This window comes from Enterobacter cloacae complex sp. 6730903 (genome assembly GCF_048283985.1).
Lineage (GTDB): Bacteria > Pseudomonadota > Gammaproteobacteria > Enterobacterales > Enterobacteriaceae > Enterobacter > Enterobacter hormaechei_C.
Genome location: NZ_JBLVXX010000026.1, coordinates 16017 through 42843 on the forward strand (window position 1 = coordinate 16017; position 26827 = coordinate 42843).

Sequence of the window (26827 nt, forward strand, 5' to 3'; positions counted from 1 at the left end):
TCTACCGGGTGACATCCGGGTTTCGCGCGCTCATTATAAAAGCAGTAGTCTTAATGGGGGTAATCTCATATGGAACAGCTGCGTGCTGAACTCAGCCATCTCCTTGGCGAAAAGCTAAGCCGGGTGGAATGCGTGAATGAAAAGGCCGATACCGCACTCTGGTCGTTGTACGACAGTCAGGGAAACCCCATGCCGCTGATGGCCAGAAGTTTTACCTCGCCGGGCGTCGCCAGACAGCTGGCCTGGAAAATGTCGATGCTGGCGCGGGAAGGGACAGTCCGCATGCCGACGGTCTACGGCGTGATGACCCATGAGGAGCATCCCGGCCCGGATGTTCTGCTTATCGAGCGTTTACGCGGGGTTTCTGTTGAAGCCCCGACGCGTACACCGGAGCGCTGGGAACAGCTGAAAGATCAGATTGTCGAGGCTCTGCTTGCCTGGCATCGGCAGGACAGCCGGGGTCTTGTTGGCGCAGTAGACAGCACCCAGGAAAACCTGTGGCCGCTGTGGTATCGCCAGCGTGTTGAAGTGCTGTGGGGCACGCTGAACCAGTTCAACAACACCGGTTTAACGATGCAGGACAAACGTATTCTGTTCCGCACCCGGGAGTGTCTGCCGACGCTGTTTGAGGGTTTTAACGACAACTGCGTACTGGTTCACGGCAATTTCACGCTGCGCAGTATGCTTAAAGACTCGCGCAGCGACCAGCTGCTGGCGATGGTCGGGCCGGGGATCATGCTCTGGGCGCCGCGCGAGTACGAACTGTTCAGGCTGAGCGAGGGCGGGGCGGCGGAAGATTTGCTCTGGCACTATCTTCAGCGCGCCCCCGTTGCGGAGGCCTTTCTCTGGCGACGCTGGCTCTATCTTCTCTGGGATGAGGTGGCGCAGCTGGTCAACACCGGGCGCTTTAATCGCGCCAGTTTCGATCTGGCCGCAAAATCACTCCTGCCCTGGCTTGCCTGACGAACCTTTGAGCCACTGCCAGAGGCGGCCAAGCGTCTCGTAGCCGACGCGGTCGCTGTGCATCAGCCATACAGGGGACGGAATTATCCGTTCCCACGGATTGAGCGGGGCGTCAATAGCCATCTGGTTTGCCGGAGCAGGGAGCGGATGCAGACCCTGCTTCTCAAAGAAAATCATTGCGCGCGGCAGGTGTGAAGCAGAGGTCACCAGCAGGAACGGTACATCACCGATGGCCTGTTTCACTGCCGCCGCCTCTTCTTCAGTATCTTTTGGGCTGTCCAGCGTGATGATGGCGGAACGTGGTACGCCAAGCGATTCAGCCACTCTTGCTCCAGCTTCAGCAGTACTGACCGGGTTGGTTTTTGCCGCAGCGCCCGTGAAGATCATCTTCGATCCCGGATTGGCCAGCCACAGGCGGATCCCCTCGTTCAGGCGAGGCAGGCTGTTGTTGATCAGGTTCGAGCTGGGCGCCCAGTTCGGATCCCAGGTATACCCGCCGCCCAGCACCACGATATAGCCCACCTTCTGATTTCCCTGCCACGTCGGGTAGGTGTTTTCAATCGGACGTAATAAACCGTCAGCGACCGGTTGCAGGCTGAGTAACAGCAGCGCCAGCCAGCCCACGGTAACGAGGGATTTACCGCTTTTCTGAAAGCGGCTAAACCATATCAATGCCAGCCCCAGCGCGATGAGAAGCAACAGCAGGGGAAGGGGAAGCATCATGCCTCCGATATATTTTTTTAGGGTAAAAAGCATCCTTTTTGGTTCCTTTTTTAACCATACAGCAGGCGATTGTCGGTGATATTACACCAGAGTGGTTCATTCTCCGCGCGGGTGTGACAAAATAGCGGTTTTGCAGTGAGTGGAACCCTCCCAATGCGGGATCGCAATTTTGATGACATCGCGGAAAAGTTTTCGCGCAACATTTATGGCACCACCAAAGGTCAGCTTCGTCAGACGATCCTCTGGCAGGATCTGGACAAGCTGCTGGCTGAATTCGGTGACCGACCGTTGCGCGTGCTGGATGCCGGCGGTGGGGAAGGTCAGACTGCAATTCTGATGGCGCAGCGGGGACATCACGTCACGCTTTGCGATCTTTCTGCCGAGATGGTTGCGCGCGCCGGGCGAGCGGCAGAAGAGAAAGGTGTGAGCGACAACATGCATTTTATACATTGCGCCGCTCAGGACATTCCGCAGCATTTGGAAACGCAGGTTGATCTGATATTGTTTCATGCTGTGCTCGAATGGATCGCCGAACCCCAGGCGATGTTAAAAACGCTGTGGTCGATGTTGCGCCCGGGCGGTGCATTATCGCTGATGTTTTACAATGCCAACGGCCTGCTAATGCGAAACGTGCTGGTCGGCAATTTTGGCTACGTACAGCAGGGCATGTATAAAAAGAAACGACGCACGCTTTCACCGGATTTCCCCCGTGAACCGCAGCAGGTCTATGGCTGGCTGGAGGAGATCGGTTGGGAAATTACCGGCAAAACCGGCGTGAGGGTGTTTCATGATTATCTGCGTGATAAACAAAAACAGGATGACTGTTTAGACGCCTTAACAGAAATAGAGACGCGGTACTGCCGCCAGGAGCCTTATCTGAGCCTTGGCCGCTATATACACGTCACCGCGCGCAAGCCGCAGATGCAAGGATAATCTATGAGTGAATTTTCCCAGACAGTCCCCGAACTGGTTGCCTGGGCCAGGAAAAACGATTTCTCCATCTCGCTGCCGGTAGACAGACTCTCATTCCTGCTGGCGGTTGCGACGCTAAACGGCGAACGCCTGGATGGCGAAATGAGTGAAGGCGAACTGGTGGATGCGTTCCGCCACGTCAGTGATGCGTTTGAGCAAACCAGCGAAACCATTAGCGTGCGTGCCAACAACGCAATCAATGATATGGTGCGTCAACGTCTGCTGAACCGCTTTACCAGCGAGCAGGCGGAAGGAAACGCCATCTATCGTCTTACGCCACTGGGTATTGGCATTACCGACTATTACATCCGCCAGCGCGAATTTTCCACGCTGCGTCTCTCCATGCAGCTCTCTATTGTTGCAGGCGAGCTGAAGCGTGCCGCCGACGCGGCTGATGAAAACGGTGACGAATTCCACTGGCATCGCAACGTTTACGCGCCGCTGAAATATTCGGTTGCAGAGATTTTCGACAGTATCGATCTGACTCAACGTCTGATGGACGAACAGCAGCAGCAGGTGAAAGACGATATCGCTCAACTGCTTAATAAAGACTGGCGTGCGGCCATCTCCAGCTGTGAACTCTTGCTGTCAGAAACGTCCGGTACGCTGCGTGAGTTGCAGGATACGCTGGAGGCGGCGGGGGATAAGCTACAGGCCAATCTGCTGCGCATCCAGGACGCGACAATGGCGCACGACGATCTGCATTTTATCGACCGTCTGGTGTTTGATTTGCAGAGCAAGCTTGACCGCATTATCAGCTGGGGCCAGCAGTCAATCGATCTGTGGATCGGTTACGACCGCCACGTGCATAAATTTATCCGTACCGCCATCGATATGGATAAGAATCGCGTCTTTGCTCAGCGTCTGCGCCAGTCGGTACAGACCTATTTCGATGCGCCGTGGGCGCTGACCTACGCCAACGCCGATCGTCTGCTGGATATGCGCGACGAAGAGATGGCGCTGCGTGATGAAGAGGTCACCGGTGAACTGCCGCCGGATCTGGAATACGAAGAATTTAACGAAATTCGCGAGCAGCTTGCGGCGATGATCGAAGAACAGCTCGCTGTCTACAAAACCAGACAAGCACCGCTGGATCTTGGCCTCGTGGTACGCGACTATCTGGCGCAGTATCCGCGCGCGCGCCACTTCGATGTTGCCCGCATTGTTGTAGACCAGGCGGTGCGCCTGGGCATCGCACAAGCCGATTTCACCGGACTGCCGCCGAAGTGGCAGCCGATTAACGATTACGGAGCCAAGGTACAGGCGCATGTCATTGACAAATATTGAACACGTGATGCCAGTTAAGCTGGCACAGGCGCTGGCGAATCCGTTGTTTCCGGCGCTGGATAGCCAGCTGCGTGCCGGTCGTCACATTGGCCTTGACGAGCTGGATAATCACGCCTTTTTGATGGACTTTCAGGAGTACCTGGAAGAGTTTTACGCTCGCTATAACGTTGAGCTGATCCGCGCGCCGGAAGGTTTTTTCTACCTGCGTCCGCGCTCTACCACGCTTATTCCGCGCTCGGTGCTTTCCGAACTGGATATGATGGTCGGCAAAATTCTCTGCTACCTCTATCTCAGCCCGGAACGTCTGGCGAATGAAGGGATCTTCACCCAGCAGGAGCTTTACGATGAGCTGCTGTCGCTGGCGGATGAAAGCAAGCTGCTCAAGCTGGTGAATAACCGCTCAACGGGGTCCGATCTGGACCGTCAGAAATTACAGGAAAAAGTTCGCTCTTCCCTGAACCGTCTGCGCCGTCTGGGAATGGTCTGGTTCATGGGTCACGACAGCAGCAAGTTCCGTATTACCGAATCGGTCTTCCGTTTTGGCGCCGACGTGCGTGCGGGTGACGATGCGCGTGAAGCGCAGCTGCGCATGATCCGTGACGGTGAAGCGATGCCGGTGGAAAACCATTTGCAGCTCAATGACGAGCACGAAGAGAATCAGCCGGATAGCGGGGAGGAAGAGTAATGATTGAACGCGGTAAATTTCGCTCACTAACGCTGATCAACTGGAACGGCTTCTTTGCCCGAACATTCGATCTGGATGAGCTGGTGACAACGCTCTCCGGCGGTAACGGGGCGGGTAAATCCACCACCATGGCGGCCTTCGTGACGGCGCTGATCCCTGACCTGACCCTGCTGCACTTCCGTAACACCACTGAAGCGGGCGCCACGAGCGGCTCTCGTGATAAAGGTCTGCACGGTAAGCTGAAAGCGGGCGTCTGTTATTCAGTGCTGGACGTGATCAACTCCCGCCATCAGCGCGTGGTTGTAGGCGTGCGTCTGCAACAGGTTGCTGGCCGCGACCGTAAAGTAGATATCAAACCGTTTGCGATCCAGGGACTACCAACCTCCGTACAGCCGACCGCGCTGCTGACGGAAACCCTGAATGAACGTCAGGCGCGCGTCCTCACGCTTCAGGAGCTGAAAGACAAGCTGGAAGCTATCGAAGGCGTGCAGTTTAAGCAGTTTAACTCCATTACCGACTACCACTCTCTGATGTTCGATCTCGGCGTGGTAGCCCGTCGTCTGCGCAGCGCGTCAGATCGTAGTAAATACTACCGTCTGATTGAAGCCTCCCTGTACGGCGGTATCTCCAGCGCCATTACTCGCTCCCTGCGCGACTACCTGCTGCCGGAAAACAGCGGCGTGCGTAAGGCCTTCCAGGATATGGAAGCCGCGCTGCGTGAAAACCGCATGACGCTGGAAGCGATTCGCGTCACACAGTCTGACCGCGACCTGTTTAAGCACCTGATCAGCGAAGCCACCAACTACGTGGCGGCGGACTATATGCGCCACGCCAACGAGCGCCGTATTCATCTCGATCAGGCGCTGGAATACCGCCGCGAGCTGTTTACCTCCCGCAAACAGCTGGTGGCTGAGCAGTATAAGCATGTCGAAATGGCGCGCGAACTGGGCGAGCACAACGGTGCGGAAGGGGATCTGGAAGCCGATTACCAGGCGGCCAGCGATCACCTGAACCTGGTGCAGACCGCGCTGCGTCAGCAGGAAAAAATCGAGCGCTATGAAGCCGATCTGGATGAGCTGCAAATTCGTCTTGAAGAGCAAAATGAAGTGGTGGCCGAAGCTGCCGAATTGCAGGAAGAGAACGAAGCCCGCGCGGAAGCCGCGGAGCTGGAAGTGGATGAGCTGAAAAGCCAGCTTGCTGATTACCAGCAGGCGCTGGATGTGCAGCAGACGCGTGCGATTCAGTACAACCAGGCGTTGCAGGCGTTGCAGCGTGCCAAAGAGCTGTGCCATCTGCCGGACCTGACCCCGGAAAGCGCTGACGAATGGCTGGATACTTTCCAGGCCAAAGAGCAGGAAGCCACTGAGAAACTGCTTTCTCTCGATCAGAAAATGAGCGTGGCGCAAACGGCGCATAGCCAGTTTGAGCAGGCGTACCAGCTGGTGGTGGCGATTAACGGTCCGCTGGCGCGTAACGAAGCGTGGGACGTGGCCCGTGAGCTGCTGCGCGACGGCGTCAATCAACGCCATCTGGCCGAACAGGTGCAGCCGCTGCGCATGCGCCTGAACGAGCTGGAACAGCGTCTGCGTGAACAGCAGGAAGCCGAGCGTCTGCTGGCGGAATTCTGCAAGCGTCAGGGTAAAAATTACGATTTCGACGAGCTTGAGGCCCTGCACCAGGAGCTGGAAGCGCGCATTGCGGCCCTGTCCGATACCGTATCGAATGCCAGCGAACAGCGCATGACGCTGCGTCAGGAGCTGGAACAGCTTCAGTCCCGTTCGAAGACGCTCTTGCAGCGTGCGCCGATCTGGCTGGCTGCACAAAGCAGCCTGAACCAGCTCAGCGAACAGTGTGGCCAGGAGTTTGCCTCCAGCCAGGACGTCACCGAATACATGCAACAGCTGCTGGAGCGTGAGCGTGAAGCGATTGTTGAGCGTGACGAAGTGGGCGCGCGCAAGCGTGACGTCGATGAAGAGATCGAGCGTTTAAGCCAGCCTGGCGGCTCAGAAGATCCGCGCCTGAATGCCTTAGCCGAGCGTTTCGGCGGCGTGCTGCTGTCTGAAATTTACGACGATGTCGGCCTGGACGATGCGCCGTACTTCTCCGCGCTGTATGGTCCATCCCGTAACGCGATTGTGGTGCCGGATCTGTCGCTGATTTCGGACCAGCTTGCAGGGCTGGAAGACTGCCCGGAAGATCTCTACCTCATCGAAGGGGATCCGCAGTCGTTTGATGACAGCGTATTCAGCGTCGACGAGCTGGAAAAAGCGGTGGTGGTGAAAATCGCCGATCGCCAGTGGCGCTATTCGCGCTTCCCGGAACTGCCGCTGTTTGGCCGCGCCGCGCGTGAAAACCGTATTGAAAGCCTGCACGCTGAGCGCGAAACGCTTTCTGAACGTTTTGCAACCCTGTCGTTTGATGTTCAAAAAACGCAGCGTCTGCATCAGGCGTTCAGCCGCTTTATCGGCAGCCACCTGGGCGTTGCCTTTGAGCCCGATCCGGAAGCTGAAATCCGCAAGCTCAACACCCGCCGTGGTGAGCTGGAGCGTGCGCTTGCCAGCCATGAAAATGACAACCAGCAAAGCCGCGTGCAGTTCGAGCAGGCGAAAGAGGGCGTTGCGGCCCTTAACCGCATCCTGCCGCGCCTGAACCTGCTGGCGGACGATACGCTCGCCGACCGCGTAGACGAAATTCAGGAACGTCTGGACGAAGCGCAGGAAGCCGCGCGCTTTGTGCAGCAGCACGGTAATCAGCTGGCAAAACTGGAGCCGATGGTTTCCGTTCTCCAGAGCGACCCGGAACAGTTTGAGCAGTTAAAAGAGGATTACGCCTGGTCACAGCAGGTGCAGCGCGAAGCGCGTCAGCAGGCGTTTGCCCTGACGGAAGTGGTGCAACGTCGCGCGCACTTCGGCTACTCCGATTCAGCAGAAATGCTGAGCGGGAACAGCGATCTTAATGAAAAGCTGCGCCAGCGTCTTGAGCAGGCCGAAGCAGAGCGTACGCGCGCCCGTGAAGCGATGCGTACTCACGCCGCACAGCTGAGCCAGTACAGCCAGGTGATGGCATCGCTGAAAAGCTCCTTCGACACCAAGAAAGAGCTGTTAAACGATCTGCACAAAGAGTTGCAGGACATCGGCGTGCGCGCCGACAGCGGTGCAGAAGAGCGGGCGCGTATTCGCCGCGATGAGCTGCATGCTCAGCTCAGTAACAACCGCGCGCGTCGTAATCAGCTCGAAAAAGCGCTGACCTTCTGTGAAGCGGAGATGGACAACCTGACGCGGCGCCTGCGCAAGCTGGAACGTGACTATCACGAGATGCGTGAACAGGTTGTGACCGCGAAGGCGGGCTGGTGCGCGGTGATGCGCATGGTGAAAGATAACAACGTGGAGCGTCGTCTGCACCGTCGCGAGCTGGCGTACCTGTCAGCCGATGAACTGCGCTCTATGTCGGATAAGGCGCTGGGTGCGCTGCGTCTGGCGGTGGCGGATAACGAACACCTGCGCGACGTGCTGCGTATGTCCGAAGATCCGAAGCGTCCTGAGCGCAAAATTCAGTTCTTCGTGGCGGTTTATCAGCACTTACGCGAGCGTATTCGTCAGGACATCATCCGTACCGACGATCCGGTGGAAGCGATCGAACAGATGGAGATCGAGCTGGGCCGTCTGACGGAGGAGCTGACCTCCCGCGAGCAGAAGCTGGCAATCGGCTCCCGCAGCGTGGCGAATATTATTCGTAAAACCATTCAGCGCGAGCAGAACCGTATCCGTCAGCTGAACCAGGGCCTGCAAAGCGTGTCGTTTGGCCAGGTCAACAGCGTGCGGCTGAACGTGAACGTGCGTGAAGCGCACTCCACGCTGCTGGACGTGCTGTCTGAACAGCACGAACAGCACCAGGATCTGTTCAACAGTAACCGCCTGACCTTCTCCGAAGCGCTGGCGAAGCTGTATCAGCGTCTGAATCCGCAGATTGACATGGGCCAGCGTACGCCGCAAACCATCGGCGAGGAGCTGCTGGACTACCGTAACTATCTGGAAATGGAAGTTGAGGTTAACCGTGGCTCAGACGGCTGGCTGCGCGCGGAATCCGGTGCGCTCTCTACTGGTGAAGCCATCGGTACCGGTATGTCGATTCTGGTGATGGTGGTGCAGAGCTGGGAAGATGAAGCGCGTCGTCTGCGCGGCAAAGACATCTCTCCATGCCGTCTGCTGTTCCTCGATGAAGCCGCGCGTCTCGACGCCCGCTCCATCGCCACGCTGTTTGAGCTTTGCGAGCGGCTCGATATGCAGCTCATCATCGCGGCGCCGGAAAACATCAGTCCGGAAAAAGGGACAACCTATAAGCTGGTGCGTAAGGTGTTCCAGAATAGTGAACACGTGCACGTCGTGGGCCTGCGTGGTTTCGCCCCGCAGCCACCGGAGTCATTACCGGGCACGGCTGACGCCTCTTAACCCGGGGTGCGACAAATAGCGGCGCTCATGCGCCGCTTTTTTTATTCACTTAACTTGTGTTCAGGGCTGCGTTATCTTTAAACTTCTTTACATAAGGTAAGGCAGCAGCGAGTATGCCTTTCTATACTGAAGGAAAGCTCCAGAATAATGGGCATGTCGTGAAAAACAGGGGGCAAGGGATGTTGCTTAAGAAAAATCGTGGTCGTCAGCTGTCTGCGCTGAGTTTGTGCCTGACAGTGATGTTTGCTCCACTGTTTACCGCTCAGGCCGATGAGCCTGAAATTGTACCGACTGACAGCTCCGCGACGATGGGCGCGCAGCCGACGTCGCTGTCACAACCGCTGGATCAGTCTCCGGCGACGGCCATCATGGCCGGCATTAAACCGCTGCCGGAAGGCATCGATACTGAATCATTACGCCAGCAGCTTATGACCGGGCTGCCCTCGGGCTATACTCCCGCTTATATTAACCAGCTCACGCTGCTTTACGCTGCGCGCGATATGAAACCGATGTGGGAAAATCGCGAGGCGGTACGAGCCTTCCAGCAGCAGCTGGCTGAAGTGGCGATTGCAGGTTTTCAACCGCAGTTCACGACCTGGGTTGAACTCCTGACCGACCCTGCCGTTACCGGACAGGCGCGTGACGTGGTGCTGTCTGATGCCATGATGGGCTACTTACAGTTTGTGGCGGGGATTTCGGTGAACGGCAACCGCTGGTTATACAGCAGTAAACCGTACAAGCTGGCGACGCCTGCGCTGTCCGTCATTAACCAGTGGCAGCTGTCGCTGGATAACGGCGAACTGCCGCGCTTTATCGCAAGCCTTGCGCCTGCCCATCCGCAATATGCCACGATGCATCAGTCGCTTCTTGAGCTGGTTGCGGATTCCCGCCCGTGGCCTCAGCTGCGCGGCACCACAACGCTGCGTCCGGGGCAGTGGAGCAGCGATGTGCCTGCGATCCGCGAAATTATGAAACGCTCCGGCATTCTCGACAGCGGTCCTAAAATTGCGCTGCCCGGCGACGAGACGCAAAGCGCGGTTGTCAGCCCGTCGGCGCCGGTAAAAGAGAAAACCGCCGTTGCGCTGAGCAATAAGCCCGCCGCTTACGATCGCGAGCTGGTCGCCGCAGTGAAGCAGTTCCAGGCCGCGCAGGGGCTTGGCCCTGACGGCGTGATTGGTCCATCGACTCGCGACTGGCTGAACGTCTCTCCGGCCCAGCGGGCAGGGGTGCTGGCGTTGAATATCCAGCGCTTGCGCTTGCTACCGGGCACGTTATCCACCGGCATCATGGTCAACATTCCGGCGTACTCCCTGGTCTACTATCAGGACGGTAGTGAAGTGCTGGCGTCCCGCGTGATTGTCGGTCGACCTGACCGCAAAACGCCGATGATGAGCAGCGCGCTGAATAACGTGGTGGTTAACCCGCCGTGGAACGTGCCGCCGACGCTGGCGCGCAAAGATATCCTGCCTAAGGTCTGGAATGACCCGGGTTATCTGGAGCGACACAACTATACGGTGATGCGGGGCTGGAACAGCAAAGAAGCGATTGACCCCTGGATGGTCGACTGGTCAACGATTACGCCTTCGAACCTGCCGTTCCGTTTCCAGCAGGCACCGGGCGCACATAACTCGCTGGGACGTTACAAATTCAATATGCCAAGTTCGGACGCTATCTACCTGCATGATACCCCGAACCATAATCTGTTTCAGAAAGATGCACGCGCGCTTAGCTCGGGCTGTGTTCGCGTGAACAAGGCCTCGGAGCTGGCGAATATGCTGTTGCAGGATGCAGGCTGGAACGATACGCGGATATCAGATGCCCTGAAGCAGGGGGATACGCGTTACGTCAATATCCGCCACAATATTCCGGTCAATCTTTACTATCTGACGGCGTTTGTAGGCGCGGACGGACGCACCCAGTATCGTACAGATATTTACAATTATGATCTGACAGCGCGATCCGGCGCACAAATTTTGCCAAAAGCGGAACAATTAATCAGGTAAATGAAGTAGTTCGGTAAAAATGATTGTCGTAAGTTATGGTGAATATGAGGCGATCTGGCTGCAAGCCGCGTATTCACTGGGGTTGGGCGCCTTGACGTAGCAGGCTTTGCCAGTTATGGTGCCCTTCGTGCGCTAAGCATATTGACAATTTCTTTTACCTGTAGACCTGATTATCATGGACAAATTTGACGCTAATCGCCGCAAATTGCTGGCGTTAGGTGGCGTTGCGCTGGGCGCAGCAGCCATCCTTCCGACGCCAGCATTTGCCACCCTCTCGACACCTCGTCCGCGTATTTTAACGCTCAACAATCTGCATACTGGTGAGACGCTTAAAGCGGAATTTTTCGATGGCAGAGGCTATATTCAGGATGAATTAGCAAGACTCAACCATTTTTTCCGTGATTTCCGCGCGAATAAAATCAAAGCCATCGACCCTGGATTATTCGATCAGCTTTACCGCTTGCAGGGACTGCTGGGGACCAAAAGGCCGGTGCAACTCATTTCTGGCTATCGCTCTCTGGATACCAACAATGAACTGCGCGCCCACAGCCGTGGGGTAGCGAAAAAAAGCTATCACACTAAAGGGCAGGCGATGGATTTCCATATTGAAGGCGTTTCGTTAGCCAATATTCGCAAAGCGGCGTTATCTATGCGCGCAGGTGGTGTAGGATACTACCCACGTAGCAACTTTGTGCATATTGATACCGGGCCGGTTCGGCACTGGTAATAACGAAACACAGGAGCAGTATGAACTATCGTATTATTCCGGTTACCGCGTTCTCACAGAACTGTTCATTGATCTGGTGTGAACAAACTAAACTGGCCGCGCTTGTTGATCCCGGTGGCGACGCTGAGACAATCAAGCAGGAAGTCGCTGCCAGCGGTGTAACGCTGATGCAGATTTTACTCACCCATGGTCATCTCGACCATGTGGGTGCAGCGGCAGAACTGGCTGAACACTACGATGTGCCGATTATCGGCCCGGAAAAAGAAGATGAGTTCTGGCTTCAGGGGCTGCCTGCCCAAAGCCGCATGTTTGGTCTGGATGAGTGTCAGCCACTGACACCGGACCGCTGGCTGAACGAAGGCGATCGCGTTAACGTAGGGAATGTAACTTTACAGGTGTTGCATTGCCCAGGGCATACGCCCGGCCATATCGTCTTCTTTGATGACGTGTCGCGCCTGCTGATTTCCGGTGACGTGATTTTCAAAGGGGGCGTAGGACGCAGCGATTTCCCACGCGGCGATCACGGTCAGCTGATTCAGTCGATTAAGCAGAAGTTATTGCCGTTAGGTGATGATGTGACGTTTATCCCTGGACACGGACCAATGTCAACGCTGGGCGATGAGCGGTTGCATAACCCGTTCCTTCAGGATGAAATGCCTGTCTGGTAAAGCCGATTAAATAAAAAAGCCTGCGCGATGCAGGCTTTTTTTATGGGGGCTGGTTACAGCACCGCGACAATGGCTTCGCACAGCGGCGCCATGTTGTCAGGCGTCATACCTGCAACGTTCACGCGGCCAGAGGCAACGGCATACACGCCAAACTCTTCACGCAGGCGCAGCACCTGCTCTTTGGTCAGGCCGCTGAAGGAGAACATGCCGTTCTGCTTGATGATGAAGCTGAAGTCACGGTCAGCGCCTTTCTCAGCCAGCGTGTTCACAAACAGCAGACGCATGCGCTGAATGCGCTGACGCATATCGTTCAGCTCTTGCTCCCAGATTGCGCGCAGCGCATCGTTGCTCAGGATCGTCGCGACCACAGACGCACCGTGTGCCGGTGGGTTAGAGTAGTTAGCGCGGATCACGGACTTCATCTGGCTGAATGCGCGATCGACGGTTTGATCGTCAGCGGCCACCAGCGTACAGGCGCCGACACGCTCGTTATACAGACCAAAGTTCTTGGAATAGGAGCTTGCGACAATCAGCTCCTGATGCACGGCGGCGAATGCGCGCAGACCTTCAGCATCTTCTTCCAGACCACGGGCAAAGCCCTGGTAAGCGAAGTCGAACAGCGGCAGCCAGCCTTTTTCAACGGACAGCTTAGCCAGCTGTTCCCACTGCTCAAGAGTAGGATCGATACCGGTTGGGTTATGGCAGCAGCCGTGGAACAGCACCACATCGCCCGCCTGGGCTTCGCTCAGGCTGGCCAGCAGGCCGTCGAAATCCAGCGCGTGGTTTGCCGCGTCGTAGTACGCGTATTCACGCACTTCCAGACCCGCAGAATTGAACACACTCTTGTGGTTCGGCCAGCTTGGATTGCTTACCCACACACGCTTCACAGAGGTGTTTTTCGCCAGGAAATCTGCCGCCACGCGCAGTGCGCCGGTACCGCCTGGGGTCTGCGCCGTGCGGGCGCGTTTTTCGCTCACAATGGTGCTGCCTTTGCCGAACAGCAGCTCCTGGGTGCAGCGACCAAATTCAGGGATACCATCAATACCGAGGTAGTTTTTGGTGGTTTCGTTTTCCAGCAGATACTGCTCAGCTTTTTTCACGCTGGTCAGTACCGGAGTTTTGCCGGTTTCATCTTTATATACACCAATACCCAGGTTGATTTTGCCAGGGCGGTCGTCGGCACGAAACAGATCGGCCAGGCCCAGAATTGGGTCGGCAGGAGCGGCAGTAATGTTCTCAAACATGACGAAGTTCCATTGTGATTACAGAAGTGAAATCCGCTATCAGGTTAACGGTAGATTTACAAAATGCCAACCGTTTGCGACGAAAAGCGTGCGGCTTTTCAAAAGTCGCTATTATTTTCTCTCAGGAATAAAAAAACAGGGCCGAAGCCCTGTTCATTAAGCATATAACAACGAGGTGTGCTGATTAGAACTGGTAAACCAGACCCAGAGCCACGATATCGTCGTTGTTGATGCCCAGCTTGTTGTCGTCTTTCAGCTGGTTGATCTGATAGTCAACATAGGTAGACATGTTTTTGTTGAAGTAGTATGTCGCACCAACGTCGATGTAGTTGATGTAGTCTTCGTCACCGATACCTTCTACGTCTTTCGCTTTAGATTTGTAGTAAGCGATGGATGGACGCAGACCGAAGTCGAACTGGTACTGAGCGACGACAGAGAAGTCCTGAGACTTGTTAGCGAAACCACGGCTGCCCAGACGCGCTGCGTTACGCATCTCGCCATAAATAGCTGCCAGGTAGATGTTGTTCGCGTCATATTTCAGGCCGGTTGCCCACTGCTCAGCTTTGTCGCCTTTACCCCAATCCAGCGTCTGCTGGTTGTTGGTACGGTCAGCTGCACCATAAGCACCCACAATGCCGAAACCGTCGAAATCATAGCTCAGAGAAGTTGCCCAGCCGTCACCGTTGGAACGTACTGCGTCATCACGTTCATTTTTGCCCAGGTACTGAACACCAAAGTTCAGACCGTCAACCAGGCCGAAGAAGTTGCTGTTACGGTAAGTCGCCAGACCACCCGTACGGCCTGCGAAGAAGTTATCGCTCGCGCCGGTGTCGCCGCCGAACTCAGGCAGCATATCGGTGATGCCGATTGCGTCATAGACCAGACCGTAGTTACGACCGTAGTCGAAGGAGCCTGCGTCACCAAATTTCAGACCTGCGAATGCCAGACGGGTTTTGTTGCCGTTCTGTGCATCGCCACCTTCAGAGTTGTTACCCTGGAAGTTGTATTCCCACTGACCGTAACCAGTCAGCTGATCGTTGATCTGAGTTTCACCTTTGAAGCCCAGACGCGCGTAAGTGTTGTCGCCATCGTTGCCCGCGTAATCAGAGAAGTAATGCAGGCCAACTGCTTTCCCGTAAAGATCTAATTTGTTGCCGTCTTTGTTATAGATTTCAGCAGCGTTTGCTGCACCGGCTACCAGCAGGGCAGGGACTACCACTGCCAGGATATTGCGCTTCATCATTATTTATTACCCTCATTGGTTTTTTTATGACACTCGCCACTGCCGCCAATAAATTCTGTCAATAAATATTTCCGGAACTATTGATGAGAGTTAGGTGTCTTTATGTGTCTGACAGGCATCTTTCCATTCATAGAACCGTTTCGCTACACTGAAAGTGCTACAATCTTCAAGATTCAGTTACCAAAAGAAAATATGTGTAACTAAATATGTATTTTTGGGAACTTTGTGAAGCACCTCAAATTTCAGTGCCGCCTGGCGAATTAAACATCCGTTTTATTCTTATATATATGATTTCCTTATGTTTAATTTAGCTAAAGGCCTTTCGTATAAACAGAAGTTAAACGGCTCATTTTTCTTATGATCGACAAAAGCCATCCAGATGGCTGTGAAATTGGTTGTTTTTTATGCTATTGCGTAAGAATTGTTTTAAGCGCAATAAGAGTGTGGTTATTTTTTTGTCTCAGGATATTTCGTGGAAACAAAACGTAACAGGTAGAGGTAATAGCGGGGTTGTGGTTTAAAGACGCTTACTTCTGACTGACGAAAACTGACATTGCAGGATAAAATAATGGCCAGCATTTGCTGGCCATTAATGATTTGGTCGGTTAGAAACTTGCGTTACGCGGTGTGCGTGGGAACGGAATCACATCACGTACGTTCTGAACACCTGTTACGTAAGCAATCAGACGTTCGAAGCCCAGGCCAAAGCCGGAGTGTGGAACGGTGCCGTAGCGACGGAGATCGCGATACCAGCTGTAGTCCGCCGGGTTAAGGCCCATCTCCTGCATACGCGCGTCCAGCACATCCAGGCGCTCTTCACGCTGGGAGCCACCGATGATCTCACCGATGCCCGGCGCGAGGACATCCATCGCGGCAACGGTTTTACCGTCTTCGTTAAGGCGCATATAGAACGCCTTAATGTCTTTCGGATAGTTTTTTACCACAACCGGTGCTTTAAAGTGCTTCTCTGCCAGATAACGTTCGTGCTCGGAGGAGAGATCCACGCCCCAGTAAACCGGGTTTTCGAATTTCTCGCCGCATTTTTCCAGGATAGCGACCGCGTCGGTGTAATCGACCTGCGCGAAGTCTGCGGAGACGAAGCGCTCAAGACGGGCGATGGCGTCGTTATCGACACGCTCAGCGAAGAATTTCATGTCGTCTGCGCGCTCTTCGAGAACGGCTTTAAACACGTATTTCAGCATCGCTTCTGCCAGGGCTGCCGCGTCATTCAGATCGGCAAAGGCCACTTCCGGCTCCAGCATCCAGAATTCCGCCAGGTGACGGCTGGTGTTGGAGTTTTCCGCACGGAAGGTTGGGCCGAAGGTATAGATCTTAGACAGCGCACAGGCGTAGGTTTCACCGTTGAGCTGGCCGGAAACCGTCAGGAAGGCTTCTTTACCAAAGAAGTCTTTGTCGTAATCGACTTTACCTTCCGGCGTACGCGGCAGGTTTTCCATATCCAGCGTTGAAACGCGGAACATTTCACCTGCGCCTTCGGTATCGGAAGCCGTGATCAGCGGAGTAGAAACCCAGAAGTAACCTTGCTCGTCAAAGAAGCGATGCAGCGCCTGCGCCAGCGTATGACGCACGCGGGCAACCGCACCAATCAGGTTGGTGCGCGGACGCAGGTGCGCGACTTCACGCAGATATTCGATGCTGTGACGCTTCGCAGCCATCGGGTAGGTGTCCGGATCTTCAACCCAGCCGGTCACTTCCACCGAGGTCGCCTGAATTTCGTAGCTCTGACCCTGGCCCGGAGAGGCCACCACAACACCGGTGACGATCACGGAACAGCCGGTTGTCAGGTGCAGAACGTCATCATTGTAATTGGGCAGAGAATTATTAATGACGGCCTGTACAGGATCAAAGCAGGAACCGTCATAGACGGCGAGGAAGGAGATGCCAGCTTTAGAATCTCGGCGAGTACGCACCCATCCGCGCACGGTGACCTCCTGGTCAACGGCGACACGGCCCTGGAGTACGTCGGCTACAGGCACAACGCTCATAATATTCTCTCTGTTAATAGTCGGAAAAAATAAACACTTGTCCGCCCTTATAGGGGGGATATCTATGTTACCTGCCATCCGCTATCAGACAAGTAAATTTCACCGTCTTAAGAGAAGAAATAAGAAATTAATAAGAGAAGGGGAGCCATGAAGGCTCCCCCGAAGCCGTTAGCTGGCTTTTTTAACCTGAGGCAGATCGAAGGCTTTACGTAATGCGCGGACAAACGCTTTGTCATGGCAGATGGTTTTGCCCGGACTGTCGGAGAGCTTCGCGACCGGCTTACCGTTACATTCCACCAGTTTTATGACGATGTTCAGCGGTTTCACCTGAGGAATATCACAGGTTAACCGCGTACCAATCCCGAAACTCAGGTTCACCCGCGATGAGAAATGGCGATAAAGGTCGACGGCTTTCGCCAGGTCAAGGTTATCGGAGAAGACCAGCACCTTACTCATGGGGTCGATGCCCAGTTTTTCGTAATGGGCGATGGCTTTCTCACCCCATTCAACCGGGTCCCCGGAATCATGGCGCAAACCCTGGTAGCGTTCGGCAAACTCAGGGCCAAAGTCGCGCAGGAACGCGTCCATGGTAATGCAGTCGGTAAGGGCAATACCCAGCCGATCCGGGTATTCCTCTAGCCACGCGGCGAGGGCGGCGCGCTGGCTGTTGGCAAGGTCAGGGCTGATCTGCTGGTGCGCCTGGAACCATTCGTGCGCCTGGGTGCCCATAGGCGTTAAATCAAGGCGACGTGCCAGATCGTAGTTACTGGTGCCAACGAACCACGGCTCCTGTTGCAGACGTCTGACAATGGCTTCCTGAACCTCGCGAGAGAAGCGGCGGCGCGTGCCAAAGTCCATCAGACGGAATCGGGACATATCCAGCCCTTCGGTCAGTCTGGAAAACTCAACGAGTTTATTCTCCAGAGCGGCAACCGCCTGCGTCACACCGGTTTCAGGGGAGCGATAGCGGTGGGCCAGCTCGCTGATCACGGCCAGAAGCGGCACTTCCCACATGATCACCTCACGCCACGGGCCGGTCAGACGAATGTCCAGCTTGCCGTTATCATTGGTGACGGTGACCTGTTCCGGGTTATAGCGGAACTCACGCAGCCAGTTCAGATAATCCGCTTTAAAGAAAGGCAGGCCTGAAAGCCACTGATATTCGTCATCGGTGAGCGCCAGATGCTGCATGGCCTCGACCTGTTCACGAATGGAATCTGCGTAGATACCCAGCAAGTCGTCACCCCGGCAGCGAAATTCCGCCGCAACATGGACATCATGATAGTGGTGAAACACGGCTTGCTGCATATGCAGCTTGTACGCGTCGGTATCCAGCAACGTATGCAGAACCGGAGAAGCGAATTGAGTCATAGGTGCGCTGTAGCATCCTCTCACGGGAGCGTTTAGTACAATAAACAACTCCGGAGTATACCCTGTTTAGTGATTTATTGAACCCCGATCACAACATAAGCACACTTTATGGTCGAGAGCATTTCGTGCCCCGTGTTATAAAAATGTAGCTAAAAAGGGCGTTGTGCCTGAAAAGATGAACATTCTGCATAGCGCGTTTTACACAACAGGAATATATTGAATCGTTACTCGACAAACGATGCATAAGGTTTTCTATGACACAACAGCCACAAGCTAAATACCGCCACGACTATCGTGCGCCGGAATACCTGATAAGCGATATCGATCTGACTTTCGACCTGGATGCCACAAAAACCGTGGTGACGGCGGTAAGCCAGGTGACGCGCCAGAGCGCGACAGCCGTGCCGCTGCGTCTGGATGGTGAAGACCTGACGCTGGTTTCCCTGCATATTAACGATGAAGCCTGGTCAGACTATAAAGAAGAAGGCAACCAGCTGGTCATCGACAACCTGCCGGAACGCTTTACCCTGCGCATCGTGAATGAAATTAGCCCTGCCGCCAATACCGCGCTGGAAGGACTTTACCAGTCAGGCGTAGCCCTGTGTACCCAGTGTGAAGCCGAAGGTTTCCGCCACATTACCTGGTATCTGGATCGCCCGGACGTCCTGGCGCGCTTTACCACCAAAATTATTGCCGACAAAACGCTGTACCCGTACCTGCTTTCCAACGGCAACCGGATTGGTGAAGGGGAACTGGAGAATGGCCGTCACTGGGTACAGTGGCAGGATCCGTTCCCGAAACCCTGCTATCTGTTTGCGCTGGTGGCGGGAGATTTCGATGTCCTGCGCGACACCTTTAAAACGCGCTCTGGCCGTGAAGTCGCGCTGGAGCTGTTCGTGGACCGTGGCAACCTTGACCGCGCACCGTGGGCAATGACCTCCCTCATCAACTCCATGAAGTGGGATGAAACGCGCTTTGGCCTCGAATATGACCTCGACATCTATATGATCGTTGCGGTCGATTTCTTCAACATGGGCGCGATGGAGAATAAAGGTCTTAACATCTTTAACTCTAAATACGTGCTGGCGCGTACCGATACCGCCACGGATAAAGATTACCTCGATATCGAACGCGTTATCGGCCACGAATATTTCCATAACTGGACCGGGAACCGCGTCACCTGTCGCGACTGGTTCCAGCTGAGCCTGAAAGAGGGCTTAACCGTCTTCCGCGATCAGGAGTTCAGCTCCGATCTGGGATCGCGGGCGGTGAACCGCATCAACAACGTGCGCACCATGCGTGGTCTGCAATTTGCAGAAGATGCCAGCCCAATGGCGCACCCGATCCGCCCGGATAAAGTCATTGAGATGAATAACTTCTACACCCTGACGGTGTATGAAAAAGGCGCTGAAATTATCCGTATGATCCACACCCTGCTGGGTGAAGAGAATTTCCAGAAAGGGATGCAGCTTTACTTTGAGCGTCACGACGGCAGTGCGGCCACCTGCGACGATTTTGTTCAGGCGATGGAAGACGCCTCTAACGTCGATCTGTCTCATTTCCGCCGCTGGTACAGCCAGGCCGGTACGCCGATTGTGACGGTCAAAGACGACTACAACCCGGAAACCGAGCAGTACACGCTGACCATCAGCCAGCGTACGCCGCCAACGGCCGAGCAGGAAGAGAAACACCCGCTGCACATTCCGTTCAGCGTTGAGCTATACGACAACGAAGGCAACGTGATCCCGTTACAGAAGGGCGGCCACCCGGTGCATAACGTGCTGAACGTGACCCAGGCAGAGCAGACCTTTATCTTCGATAACGTCTATTTCCAGCCCGTTCCTGCCCTGCTGTGCGAGTTCTCCGCGCCGGTGAAACTCGAATACAAGTGGAGCGATCAGCAGCTGACGTTCCTGATGCGTCACGCGCGCAACGATTTCTCGCGCTGGGATGCCGCACAAAGTCTGCTGGCGACCTACATCAAGCTGAACGTCAACCGTTACCAGCAGGGCCAGCCGCTGACGCTGCCGGTTCATGTGGCAGACGCGTTCCGTGCCATCCTGCTGGATGAGAACATTGACCCGGCGCTGGCGGCTGAAATTTTAACGCTGCCGTCTGCGACTGAAATCGCCGAGCTATTTGACATCATCGACCCGATTGCCATCGTCGCCGTGCGTGAAGCGCTGACCCGCACGCTGGCGACCGAACTGGCAGATGAGTTCCTCGCCATTTACAACGCCAACAAGCTGGACGGGTATCGGGTGGAACATGCGGATATCGGTAAACGTTCCCTGCGCAATACCTGCCTGCGCTATCTGGCGTTTGGTGAGGCAGAGCTGGCGAACACGCTGGTCAGCAAGCAGTACCACGAAGCCGATAACATGACGGATGCCCTGGCCGCGCTGGCCGCAAGCGTTGCCGCCGAGCTGCCGTGCCGCGATGCGCTGATGCAGGAGTACGACGACAAGTGGCATCAGGATGGTCTGGTGATGGACAAGTGGTTCATCCTTCAGGCCACCAGCCCGGCAGCCGATGTACTCAGCAAAGTACGCAGCCTGCTGAAGCACCGTTCGTTCACCATGAGCAACCCGAACCGCGTCCGCTCTCTGATTGGTGCCTTCGCCAGCAGCAACCCGGCCGCGTTCCATGCCGAAGACGGCAGCGGTTATCAGTTCATGGTTGAAATGCTGACCGAGCTGAACAGCCGTAACCCGCAGGTGGCGTCTCGTCTGATTGAGCCGCTGATCCGCCTGAAACGTTACGATGCGCAGCGTCAGGCGAAAATGCGCGCCGCGCTTGAGCAGCTGAAAGGGCTGGAAAATCTGTCTGGCGATCTGTACGAGAAGATTGCTAAGGCGCTGGCCTGATGTAAAAAAGCCCGGTGGCGCTACGCTTACCGGGCCTACGTGGGGTCGCGGGGCATCGGTTTTCTCCCTCTCCCACAGGGAGAGGGCCGGGGTTAGGGCATCAGGCATTAGCCTTTATCCGCTGAATCTCCGCTTCCCCACGTTTCATCACCCGATCCAGTACTTCGGCTTCCAGCTCCGCCAGTCTGGCCGATCCCACGCGGCGAGGACGTGGAATATCTACCGTCAGATCCAGACCAATTTTGCCCTCTTCTATTAACAGCACCCTGTCTGCCATTGCCACGGCTTCACTGACATCATGCGTCACCAGCAGTACCGTAAAGCCGTGCGTCTGCCAGAGGGTTTCAATCAGATCCTGCATCTCGATCCGCGTCAGGGCATCAAGCGCGCCGAGCGGTTCATCAAGCAGCAACAGGCCGGGACGGTGAATCAGCGCGCGAGCCAGCGCTACGCGCTGCTTTTGTCCACCCGACAGGGCCGCAGGCCACTCTCCCGCGCGATTCTCCAGCCCTACCGCAGCGAGTGCCTGCCGGGCGTCCTCCCGCCAGCTGCCCTTCAGGCCCAGCCCGACGTTATCCATCACCGTTTTCCACGGCAGCAGACGCGCGTCCTGAAACATCATGCGCGTATCATCCTGAATCGTGGCCAGCGGCGTAGTGCCTGCCAGAATGTCACCGCAGTTTGGCGCTTCCAGCCCGGCTAAAAGACGCAGCAGGGTACTCTTGCCGCCACCGCTGCGGCCGACAACGGCCACGAACTGTCCGGCAGGAATATGCAGATCCAGTGCATTCAGAATGGTGTTGTCGCCGTAGCGTTTGGTCACGCCGTTCAGCAGTAACGGTGTTCCCTGGTTCAGTCGTGCAGTATTCATGCTTTCGCCTCCTGAGCGGTGTAGGCCGGGTTCCAGCGCAGCCAGCTACGTTCCAGCCACTGGGCGCTGACGTCCGCAAGTTTGCCGAGCAGGGCATAAAGGATAATGGCAACCACCACCACGTCCGTTTGCAGGAACTCGCGGGCGTTCATCGCCAGATAACCAATGCCGGAGTTAGCCGAAATGGTTTCCGCCACGATCAGGGTTAGCCACATCAGGCCGAGCGCAAAACGCACCCCAACCATAATGGAGGGCAGGGCGCCCGGCAGGATCACATGGGTAAACAGGGCAAAACCTGACAGGCCATAGCTGCGGGCCATCTCCACCAGACCGCGATCGATATTACGGATCCCATGCCAGGTATTGATATAAATCGGGAATAACGTTCCCAGCGCCACGAGGAAAATTTTGGCGCTCTCATCAATGCCAAACCACAGGATAACCAGCGGAATAAGCGCCAGATGCGGCACGTTGCGCAGCATCTGAACGGAGGTATCCAGCAGCCGCTCACCCCAGCGTGACAGGCCGCTGATCAGCCCCAGCGTCAGGCCGATGCTTCCGCCTATCGAAAAGCCAATTACCGCGCGCCAGGAGCTGATGGCAAGATGTTGCCACAGCTCACCGCTGGCGCTTAGCGACCAGAACGCTTCCACAACGCCCTCCGGAGAGGGCAAAATGCGGCTCGACAGCCAGCCAGTTGAAGACGCCAGTTGCCAGACGAGGACAATGCCGACGGGCAGAAACCACGGCGCGGCGCGCAGCAGCCATTTTTGTGCGGTTGCAGACATGGTGGCTCCTTAGCTTTGCGCGACTTTTCTCGGGATAAACGCGTTCGCCACGGCTTCGCCCTGCAACTGAAGCTGACGTGGCTGCGGAATTTCCGGGATAGCGACATCCAGATGCGGGAACAGCAGTTCACCCACCTTGTACGCCTCCTCCAGATGTGGGTAGCCAGACAGGATAAAGCTGTCGATCCCCAGCGCCGCGTATTCATTAATGCGTGCCGCTACGGTTGGACCGTCGCCGACCAGTGCCGTGCCGGCGCCGCCGCGCACCAGACCTACCCCGGCCCACAGGTTCGGGCTGATCTCAAGATTTTCACGCTTGCCGTTGTGCAGGGAAGCCATCCGGTGCTGGCCCACGGAGTCGGTTTTGGCAAACGCCGCCTGTGCTTTGGCGATAGTGTCGTCGTCCAGATGAGCGATCAGACGGTCGGCGGCTTGCCAGGCCTCGTCGTTGGTTTCGCGTACGATCACATGCAGGCGAATGCCGAAGCGTACCGTACGGCCATGTTCTGCGGCTTTAGCGCGTACCTGAGCAATTTTCTCTTTCACCAGCTCCGGTGGCTCGCCCCAGGTCAGATAGAGATCGACCTGCTCAGCCGCCAGCTCCTGCGCCACGTCCGACGATCCGCCGAAATAGAGAGGAGGGCGCGGCTGCTGTACCGGCGGGAAGTAGAGCTGCGCATCGCGAACGTGGATATGTTTCCCTTCGAAGGTGACGGTTTCCCCTTCCAGCAGACGTCGCCAGACGCGGGTGAACTCTGCGGAGGCTTCATAGCGCTCGGTATGATCGAGGAAGACGCCATCGCCCGCCAGCTCCTGCGGATCGCTGCCCGTCACCAGGTTGAACAGCGCGCGGCCGTTGGAGAGCCTGTCCAGCGTTGCTGCCTGACGCGCCGCGACGGTGGGCGACACCACGCTCGGGCGCAGGGCGACCAGGAATTTCAGGCGCTGGGTGACGGGGATCATCGACGCGGCAACCAGCCACGCATCCTCGCATGAGCGGCCCGTCGGGATCAGCACCCCGGTAAAACCGATGCGGTCTGCCGCCTGGGCGATCTGCTGTAGATAGCCGTGATCGACCGGGCGGGCGCCTTCTTCTGTGCCAAGATAGTGTCCATCACCGTGGGTGGGTAAAAACCAGAAAAGATTCAGACTCATGATTTTTTTCCTTCAATGCCAGCGGGTTGCCAGATGCGTTCGCGAATATTCACCTGCTTTGGAACCAGGCGGTTTTGATAAAAGAGGTCTGCCGTTTGCTGCTGGAGAGCGGCAACGTGGGCGTCAACAGGCGCTATGGTGGTAGGAGGACGGTGGTCAAGATAGGTGGCGATCACCGGTTCAGGCAGGCCCATGGTTTTTGCCAGCAGCGTGATGCTCTGCTGACGCTGGCTTTGGGTCAGCGCATCGGCCTGAGAGAAGGTATTCAGCACCTGCTGAATAAATGCGCCATTTTTCTCAGCGTAAGGACGTGCCGCCAGGTAGAACGAACCGGTCTGCTTCAGGGTGGTGCCGTCTTTCAGCACCCGCACACCGCCCTGCAACAGTGCGGCGGAGTAGTACGGGTCCCAGATAGCCCAGGCATCAACATTTTTTTGCTGAAACGCCGCGCGCGCATCGGCAGGCGTCAGGTAAACGGGCTGGATATCGGTGAATTTAAGGCCGGCCTCCTGCAACGCGCGCAGCAGCAGGTTGTGCGAGCTTGAACCTTTCTGGAAAGCAACCTTATGGCCTTTAAGATCGGCCACGCTTTTAATCTCGCTGTTTTCCGGCACCAGGATCACCTCTGCCTTCGGCTTGGCGGGCTCAACGCCAACGTAAACCAGATCCGCCCCGGCAGCCTGCGCAAAGATCGGCGGGATATCGCCGGTGCTGCCTAAATCAATACTTCCGACGTTCAGCGCCTCCAGCATCTGTGGCCCGGCAGGGAACTCGACCCATGAGAATTTGGTCTCCGGGAAACGCTTCTCCAGCAACGCATGGCTTTTCGCCAGCACCATGCTGACGCTGCCCTTCTGATAGCCGATACGCAGGCTATCCGGCGCTTTCTCCGCCGCCTGAGCCAGCGACGCCACGGCCAGCAGACCTGCGAGCCCGATACGGGTAACTGTTTTAAACATGCGCCACTCCTTGTGATTGATGAAATGCCGCCGCGTGGCGATCCCGACGCTTCAGGGCGTGCCAGAAGGTGTCGAGCGCACTGTCGAGGCGGGTTTGCAGATTCGGGGTGAAATGGGGTTTATGCTGGTAGTCGATTACCTGTGAGTCGTCAGCGAAGACGCCATGCAGGATCTCCTGCGCCTTCAGCGCGTTCAGAACCGGCTTGAGGGCATAATCCACCGCCAGTAAATGGGCTACCGTACCGCCTGTGGCCAGCGGCAGGACGACCTTACCGTCCAGCGCGCGTTCGGGCAGCAGATCGAGCAGCGTTTTCAGTGCGCCGGAAAAAGAGGCTTTGTAAATCGGTGTCGCGACGACCAGCCCGTCAGCACTCTTAAGTTGTTCGATCAGGGTTTTCAGCGCCGGGCTGTCGAAACGGGCGTAGAGCAAATCTTCAGGCGCGAAATTGTGCAAATTCCAGTGACACACTTCGACATCCAGAGCATTAAGCTTTTCGCGAGCGTATTCCAGCAGTGCGCTGGAGCGAGAGGGGAAGCGGGGGCTTCCGGCCAGGGTAATGACGCGCATGGTTGCTCCTTATAACTAATTGTTTGCTTTTATCTAACATTCATAACAATTTTCAGGAGTGTGACATTGCGTGGTTATTCCACTAAATGATTTATCCTCAGGATGAATGCAGAAAAATGCATAAGAAGCGAACCGATAAGTAAACGATTGCGTTTTACGTGGCTTTTTTTGCCACAGGTCAATTCCCTTTCCGGGCGGGATCGCACATAATCCCCTCCCGGTTTGCACACCGGGAATCCAGGAGAGTTCATGTACTACCCCTTCGTTCGTAAAGCCCTTTTCCAGCTCGATCCTGAGCGCGCTCATGAATTTACATTTCAGCAGTTACGCCGTATTACAGGAACGCCTCTGGCCGCGCTGGTGCGTCAAAACGTGCCGGAAAAACCAGTTCAGTGCATGGGCCTGACTTTCAAAAATCCACTGGGCCTGGCGGCCGGTCTGGACAAAAATGGCGAATGCATCGATGCACTCGGTGCGATGGGCTTTGGCTCGATCGAAATCGGGACGGTGACGCCGCGTCCGCAGCCGGGAAATGACAAGCCACGTCTGTTTCGCCTGGTTGAAGCCGAGGGGCTGATCAACCGCATGGGCTTTAATAACCTTGGCGTCGATCATCTGGTTGAGAACGTTAAGAAAGCCCATTTTGATGGCGTGCTGGGTATTAATATTGGCAAAAATAAAGACACGCCGGTCGAGCAGGGTAAAGATGACTATCTGATTTGTATGGAAAAAGTCTATGCCTATGCCGGTTATATCGCGGTGAATATATCCTCGCCTAACACCCCAGGGCTGCGTTCATTACAATATGGCGAAGCGCTCGACGATCTTCTTAGCGCCATTAAAAATAAACAAACGGCGCTACAGGCGATCCACCATAAATATGTTCCGGTCGCGGTTAAGATCGCCCCGGATCTTTCGGCAGAAGAATTGATCCAGGTTGCCGACAGTTTAGTTCGCCATAATATTGATGGTGTGATTGCGACCAATACGACACTCGATCGCTCTCTCGTTCAGGGAATGAAAAACTGTGACGAAGCGGGGGGATTAAGTGGCCGTCCGGTACAATTAAAAAGCACCGAAATTATTCGCGCACTCTCCGAGGAATTAAAAGGCCAGCTGCCGATTATTGGCGTGGGTGGCATTGACTCCGTCATCGCAGCACGTGAGAAGATGGCGGCAGGCGCATCGCTGGTGCAAATTTATTCCGGCTTTATTTTTAAAGGGCCGCCGCTGATTAAAGAAATCGTCACGCATATCTAATCTTTTCTCTTAATCAGAC

At 55.8% G+C, this 26827-nt stretch carries 20 protein-coding genes; 10 read left to right on the plus strand and 10 right to left on the minus strand.

Annotated elements, in window-relative coordinates:
* The first annotated feature begins 69 nt into the window (after positions 1-69).
* Positions 70-963, plus strand: coding sequence for a YcbJ family phosphotransferase (locus ACNQ0W_RS14555; RefSeq protein WP_003858216.1), 894 nt, complete (start codon positions 70-72; stop codon positions 961-963).
* On the opposite strand, the gene elyC is transcribed toward ACNQ0W_RS14555, so the two are convergent.
* The gene (gene elyC, locus ACNQ0W_RS14560) at positions 940-1719 is read right to left on the minus strand and encodes an envelope biogenesis factor ElyC (protein WP_015570963.1); all 780 of its coding nucleotides are present in this window, start codon (positions 1717-1719) and stop codon (positions 940-942) included. The genes ACNQ0W_RS14555 and elyC overlap by 24 nt on opposite strands.
* A gap of 120 nt (positions 1720-1839) precedes the next feature.
* Between elyC and cmoM the strand changes: the two genes are divergently transcribed.
* From cmoM to ACNQ0W_RS14595, 7 genes are all read left to right on the plus strand, one after another.
* Positions 1840-2619, plus strand: a complete 780-nt coding sequence (cmoM, locus tag ACNQ0W_RS14565) for a tRNA uridine 5-oxyacetic acid(34) methyltransferase CmoM (protein ID WP_003858212.1) — start codon at positions 1840-1842, stop codon at positions 2617-2619.
* 3 nt (positions 2620-2622) lie between these two features.
* Positions 2623-3945 (plus strand): chromosome partition protein MukF, encoded by a 1323-nt coding sequence (gene mukF, locus ACNQ0W_RS14570; protein ID WP_015570962.1) that lies wholly within the window; start codon positions 2623-2625, stop codon positions 3943-3945.
* Positions 3926-4630: a chromosome partition protein MukE gene (mukE, locus tag ACNQ0W_RS14575; protein ID WP_017384823.1), complete on the plus strand. Its 705-nt coding sequence runs from the start codon at positions 3926-3928 to the stop codon at positions 4628-4630. Before mukF ends, mukE begins: the two co-directional genes overlap by 20 nt.
* Positions 4630-9078: a chromosome partition protein MukB gene (gene mukB, locus ACNQ0W_RS14580; RefSeq protein ID WP_116329904.1), complete on the plus strand. Its 4449-nt coding sequence runs from the start codon at positions 4630-4632 to the stop codon at positions 9076-9078. Before mukE ends, mukB begins: the two co-directional genes overlap by 1 nt.
* Before the next feature lie 179 nt (positions 9079-9257).
* On the plus strand, positions 9258-11081 hold the full coding sequence (gene ldtD / locus ACNQ0W_RS14585) for a L,D-transpeptidase (RefSeq protein WP_062932089.1): 1824 nt from the start codon (positions 9258-9260) through the stop codon (positions 11079-11081).
* Between the two features lie 175 nt (positions 11082-11256).
* Positions 11257-11808: a YcbK family protein gene (locus tag ACNQ0W_RS14590; RefSeq protein ID WP_003858202.1), complete on the plus strand. Its 552-nt coding sequence runs from the start codon at positions 11257-11259 to the stop codon at positions 11806-11808.
* 20 nt (positions 11809-11828) lie between these two features.
* Complete coding sequence (locus tag ACNQ0W_RS14595) at positions 11829-12476, plus strand: MBL fold metallo-hydrolase (RefSeq protein WP_062932088.1); 648 nt, start codon at positions 11829-11831, stop codon at positions 12474-12476.
* Positions 12477-12529: 53 nt separating this feature from the next.
* Here the strand turns inward: ACNQ0W_RS14595 and ACNQ0W_RS14600 are convergent, their stop codons facing one another.
* The 4 genes from ACNQ0W_RS14600 to pncB form a co-directional block, all read right to left on the minus strand.
* Complete coding sequence (locus ACNQ0W_RS14600; protein ID WP_023299734.1) at positions 12530-13720, minus strand: amino acid aminotransferase; 1191 nt, start codon at positions 13718-13720, stop codon at positions 12530-12532.
* 184 nt (positions 13721-13904) lie between these two features.
* Positions 13905-14963, minus strand: a complete 1059-nt coding sequence (gene ompF / locus ACNQ0W_RS14605; protein ID WP_015570956.1) for a porin OmpF — start codon at positions 14961-14963, stop codon at positions 13905-13907.
* Between the two features lie 605 nt (positions 14964-15568).
* Entirely contained in the window at positions 15569-16969 is a 1401-nt protein-coding gene (asnS, locus tag ACNQ0W_RS14610; RefSeq protein WP_015570955.1) for an asparagine--tRNA ligase, read from the minus strand.
* A gap of 168 nt (positions 16970-17137) precedes the next feature.
* Positions 17138-18340, minus strand: a complete 1203-nt coding sequence (gene pncB / locus ACNQ0W_RS14615) for a nicotinate phosphoribosyltransferase (RefSeq protein ID WP_015570954.1) — start codon at positions 18338-18340, stop codon at positions 17138-17140.
* Positions 18341-18594: 254 nt separating this feature from the next.
* On the opposite strand from pncB, the gene pepN reads away from it, so the two are divergent.
* Entirely contained in the window at positions 18595-21207 is a 2613-nt protein-coding gene (gene pepN / locus ACNQ0W_RS14620) for an aminopeptidase N (RefSeq protein WP_032671214.1), read from the plus strand.
* A gap of 100 nt (positions 21208-21307) precedes the next feature.
* Here the strand turns inward: pepN and ssuB are convergent, their stop codons facing one another.
* Genes ssuB through ssuE form a run of 5 tightly spaced genes read right to left on the minus strand, consistent with a single transcriptional unit; the run spans position 21308 to position 25548 of the window.
* Complete coding sequence (gene ssuB, locus ACNQ0W_RS14625) at positions 21308-22078, minus strand: aliphatic sulfonates ABC transporter ATP-binding protein (protein ID WP_032670196.1); 771 nt, start codon at positions 22076-22078, stop codon at positions 21308-21310.
* Positions 22075-22866, minus strand: a complete 792-nt coding sequence (ssuC, locus tag ACNQ0W_RS14630; protein ID WP_003858185.1) for an aliphatic sulfonate ABC transporter permease SsuC — start codon at positions 22864-22866, stop codon at positions 22075-22077. The genes ssuB and ssuC overlap by 4 nt, the downstream gene beginning before the upstream one ends.
* A gap of 9 nt (positions 22867-22875) precedes the next feature.
* Positions 22876-24021 (minus strand): FMNH2-dependent alkanesulfonate monooxygenase, encoded by a 1146-nt coding sequence (ssuD, locus tag ACNQ0W_RS14635; RefSeq protein ID WP_017384817.1) that lies wholly within the window; start codon positions 24019-24021, stop codon positions 22876-22878.
* Complete coding sequence (locus tag ACNQ0W_RS14640; protein ID WP_062932087.1) at positions 24018-24980, minus strand: sulfonate ABC transporter substrate-binding protein; 963 nt, start codon at positions 24978-24980, stop codon at positions 24018-24020. The genes ssuD and ACNQ0W_RS14640 overlap by 4 nt, the downstream gene beginning before the upstream one ends.
* Complete coding sequence (gene ssuE, locus ACNQ0W_RS14645; protein ID WP_062932086.1) at positions 24973-25548, minus strand: NADPH-dependent FMN reductase; 576 nt, start codon at positions 25546-25548, stop codon at positions 24973-24975. The genes ACNQ0W_RS14640 and ssuE overlap by 8 nt, the downstream gene beginning before the upstream one ends.
* A 249-nt stretch (positions 25549-25797) precedes the next feature.
* On the opposite strand from ssuE, the gene pyrD reads away from it, so the two are divergent.
* Positions 25798-26808: a quinone-dependent dihydroorotate dehydrogenase gene (gene pyrD / locus ACNQ0W_RS14650; RefSeq protein WP_062932085.1), complete on the plus strand. Its 1011-nt coding sequence runs from the start codon at positions 25798-25800 to the stop codon at positions 26806-26808.
* Positions 26809-26827: the final 19 nt, after the last annotated feature.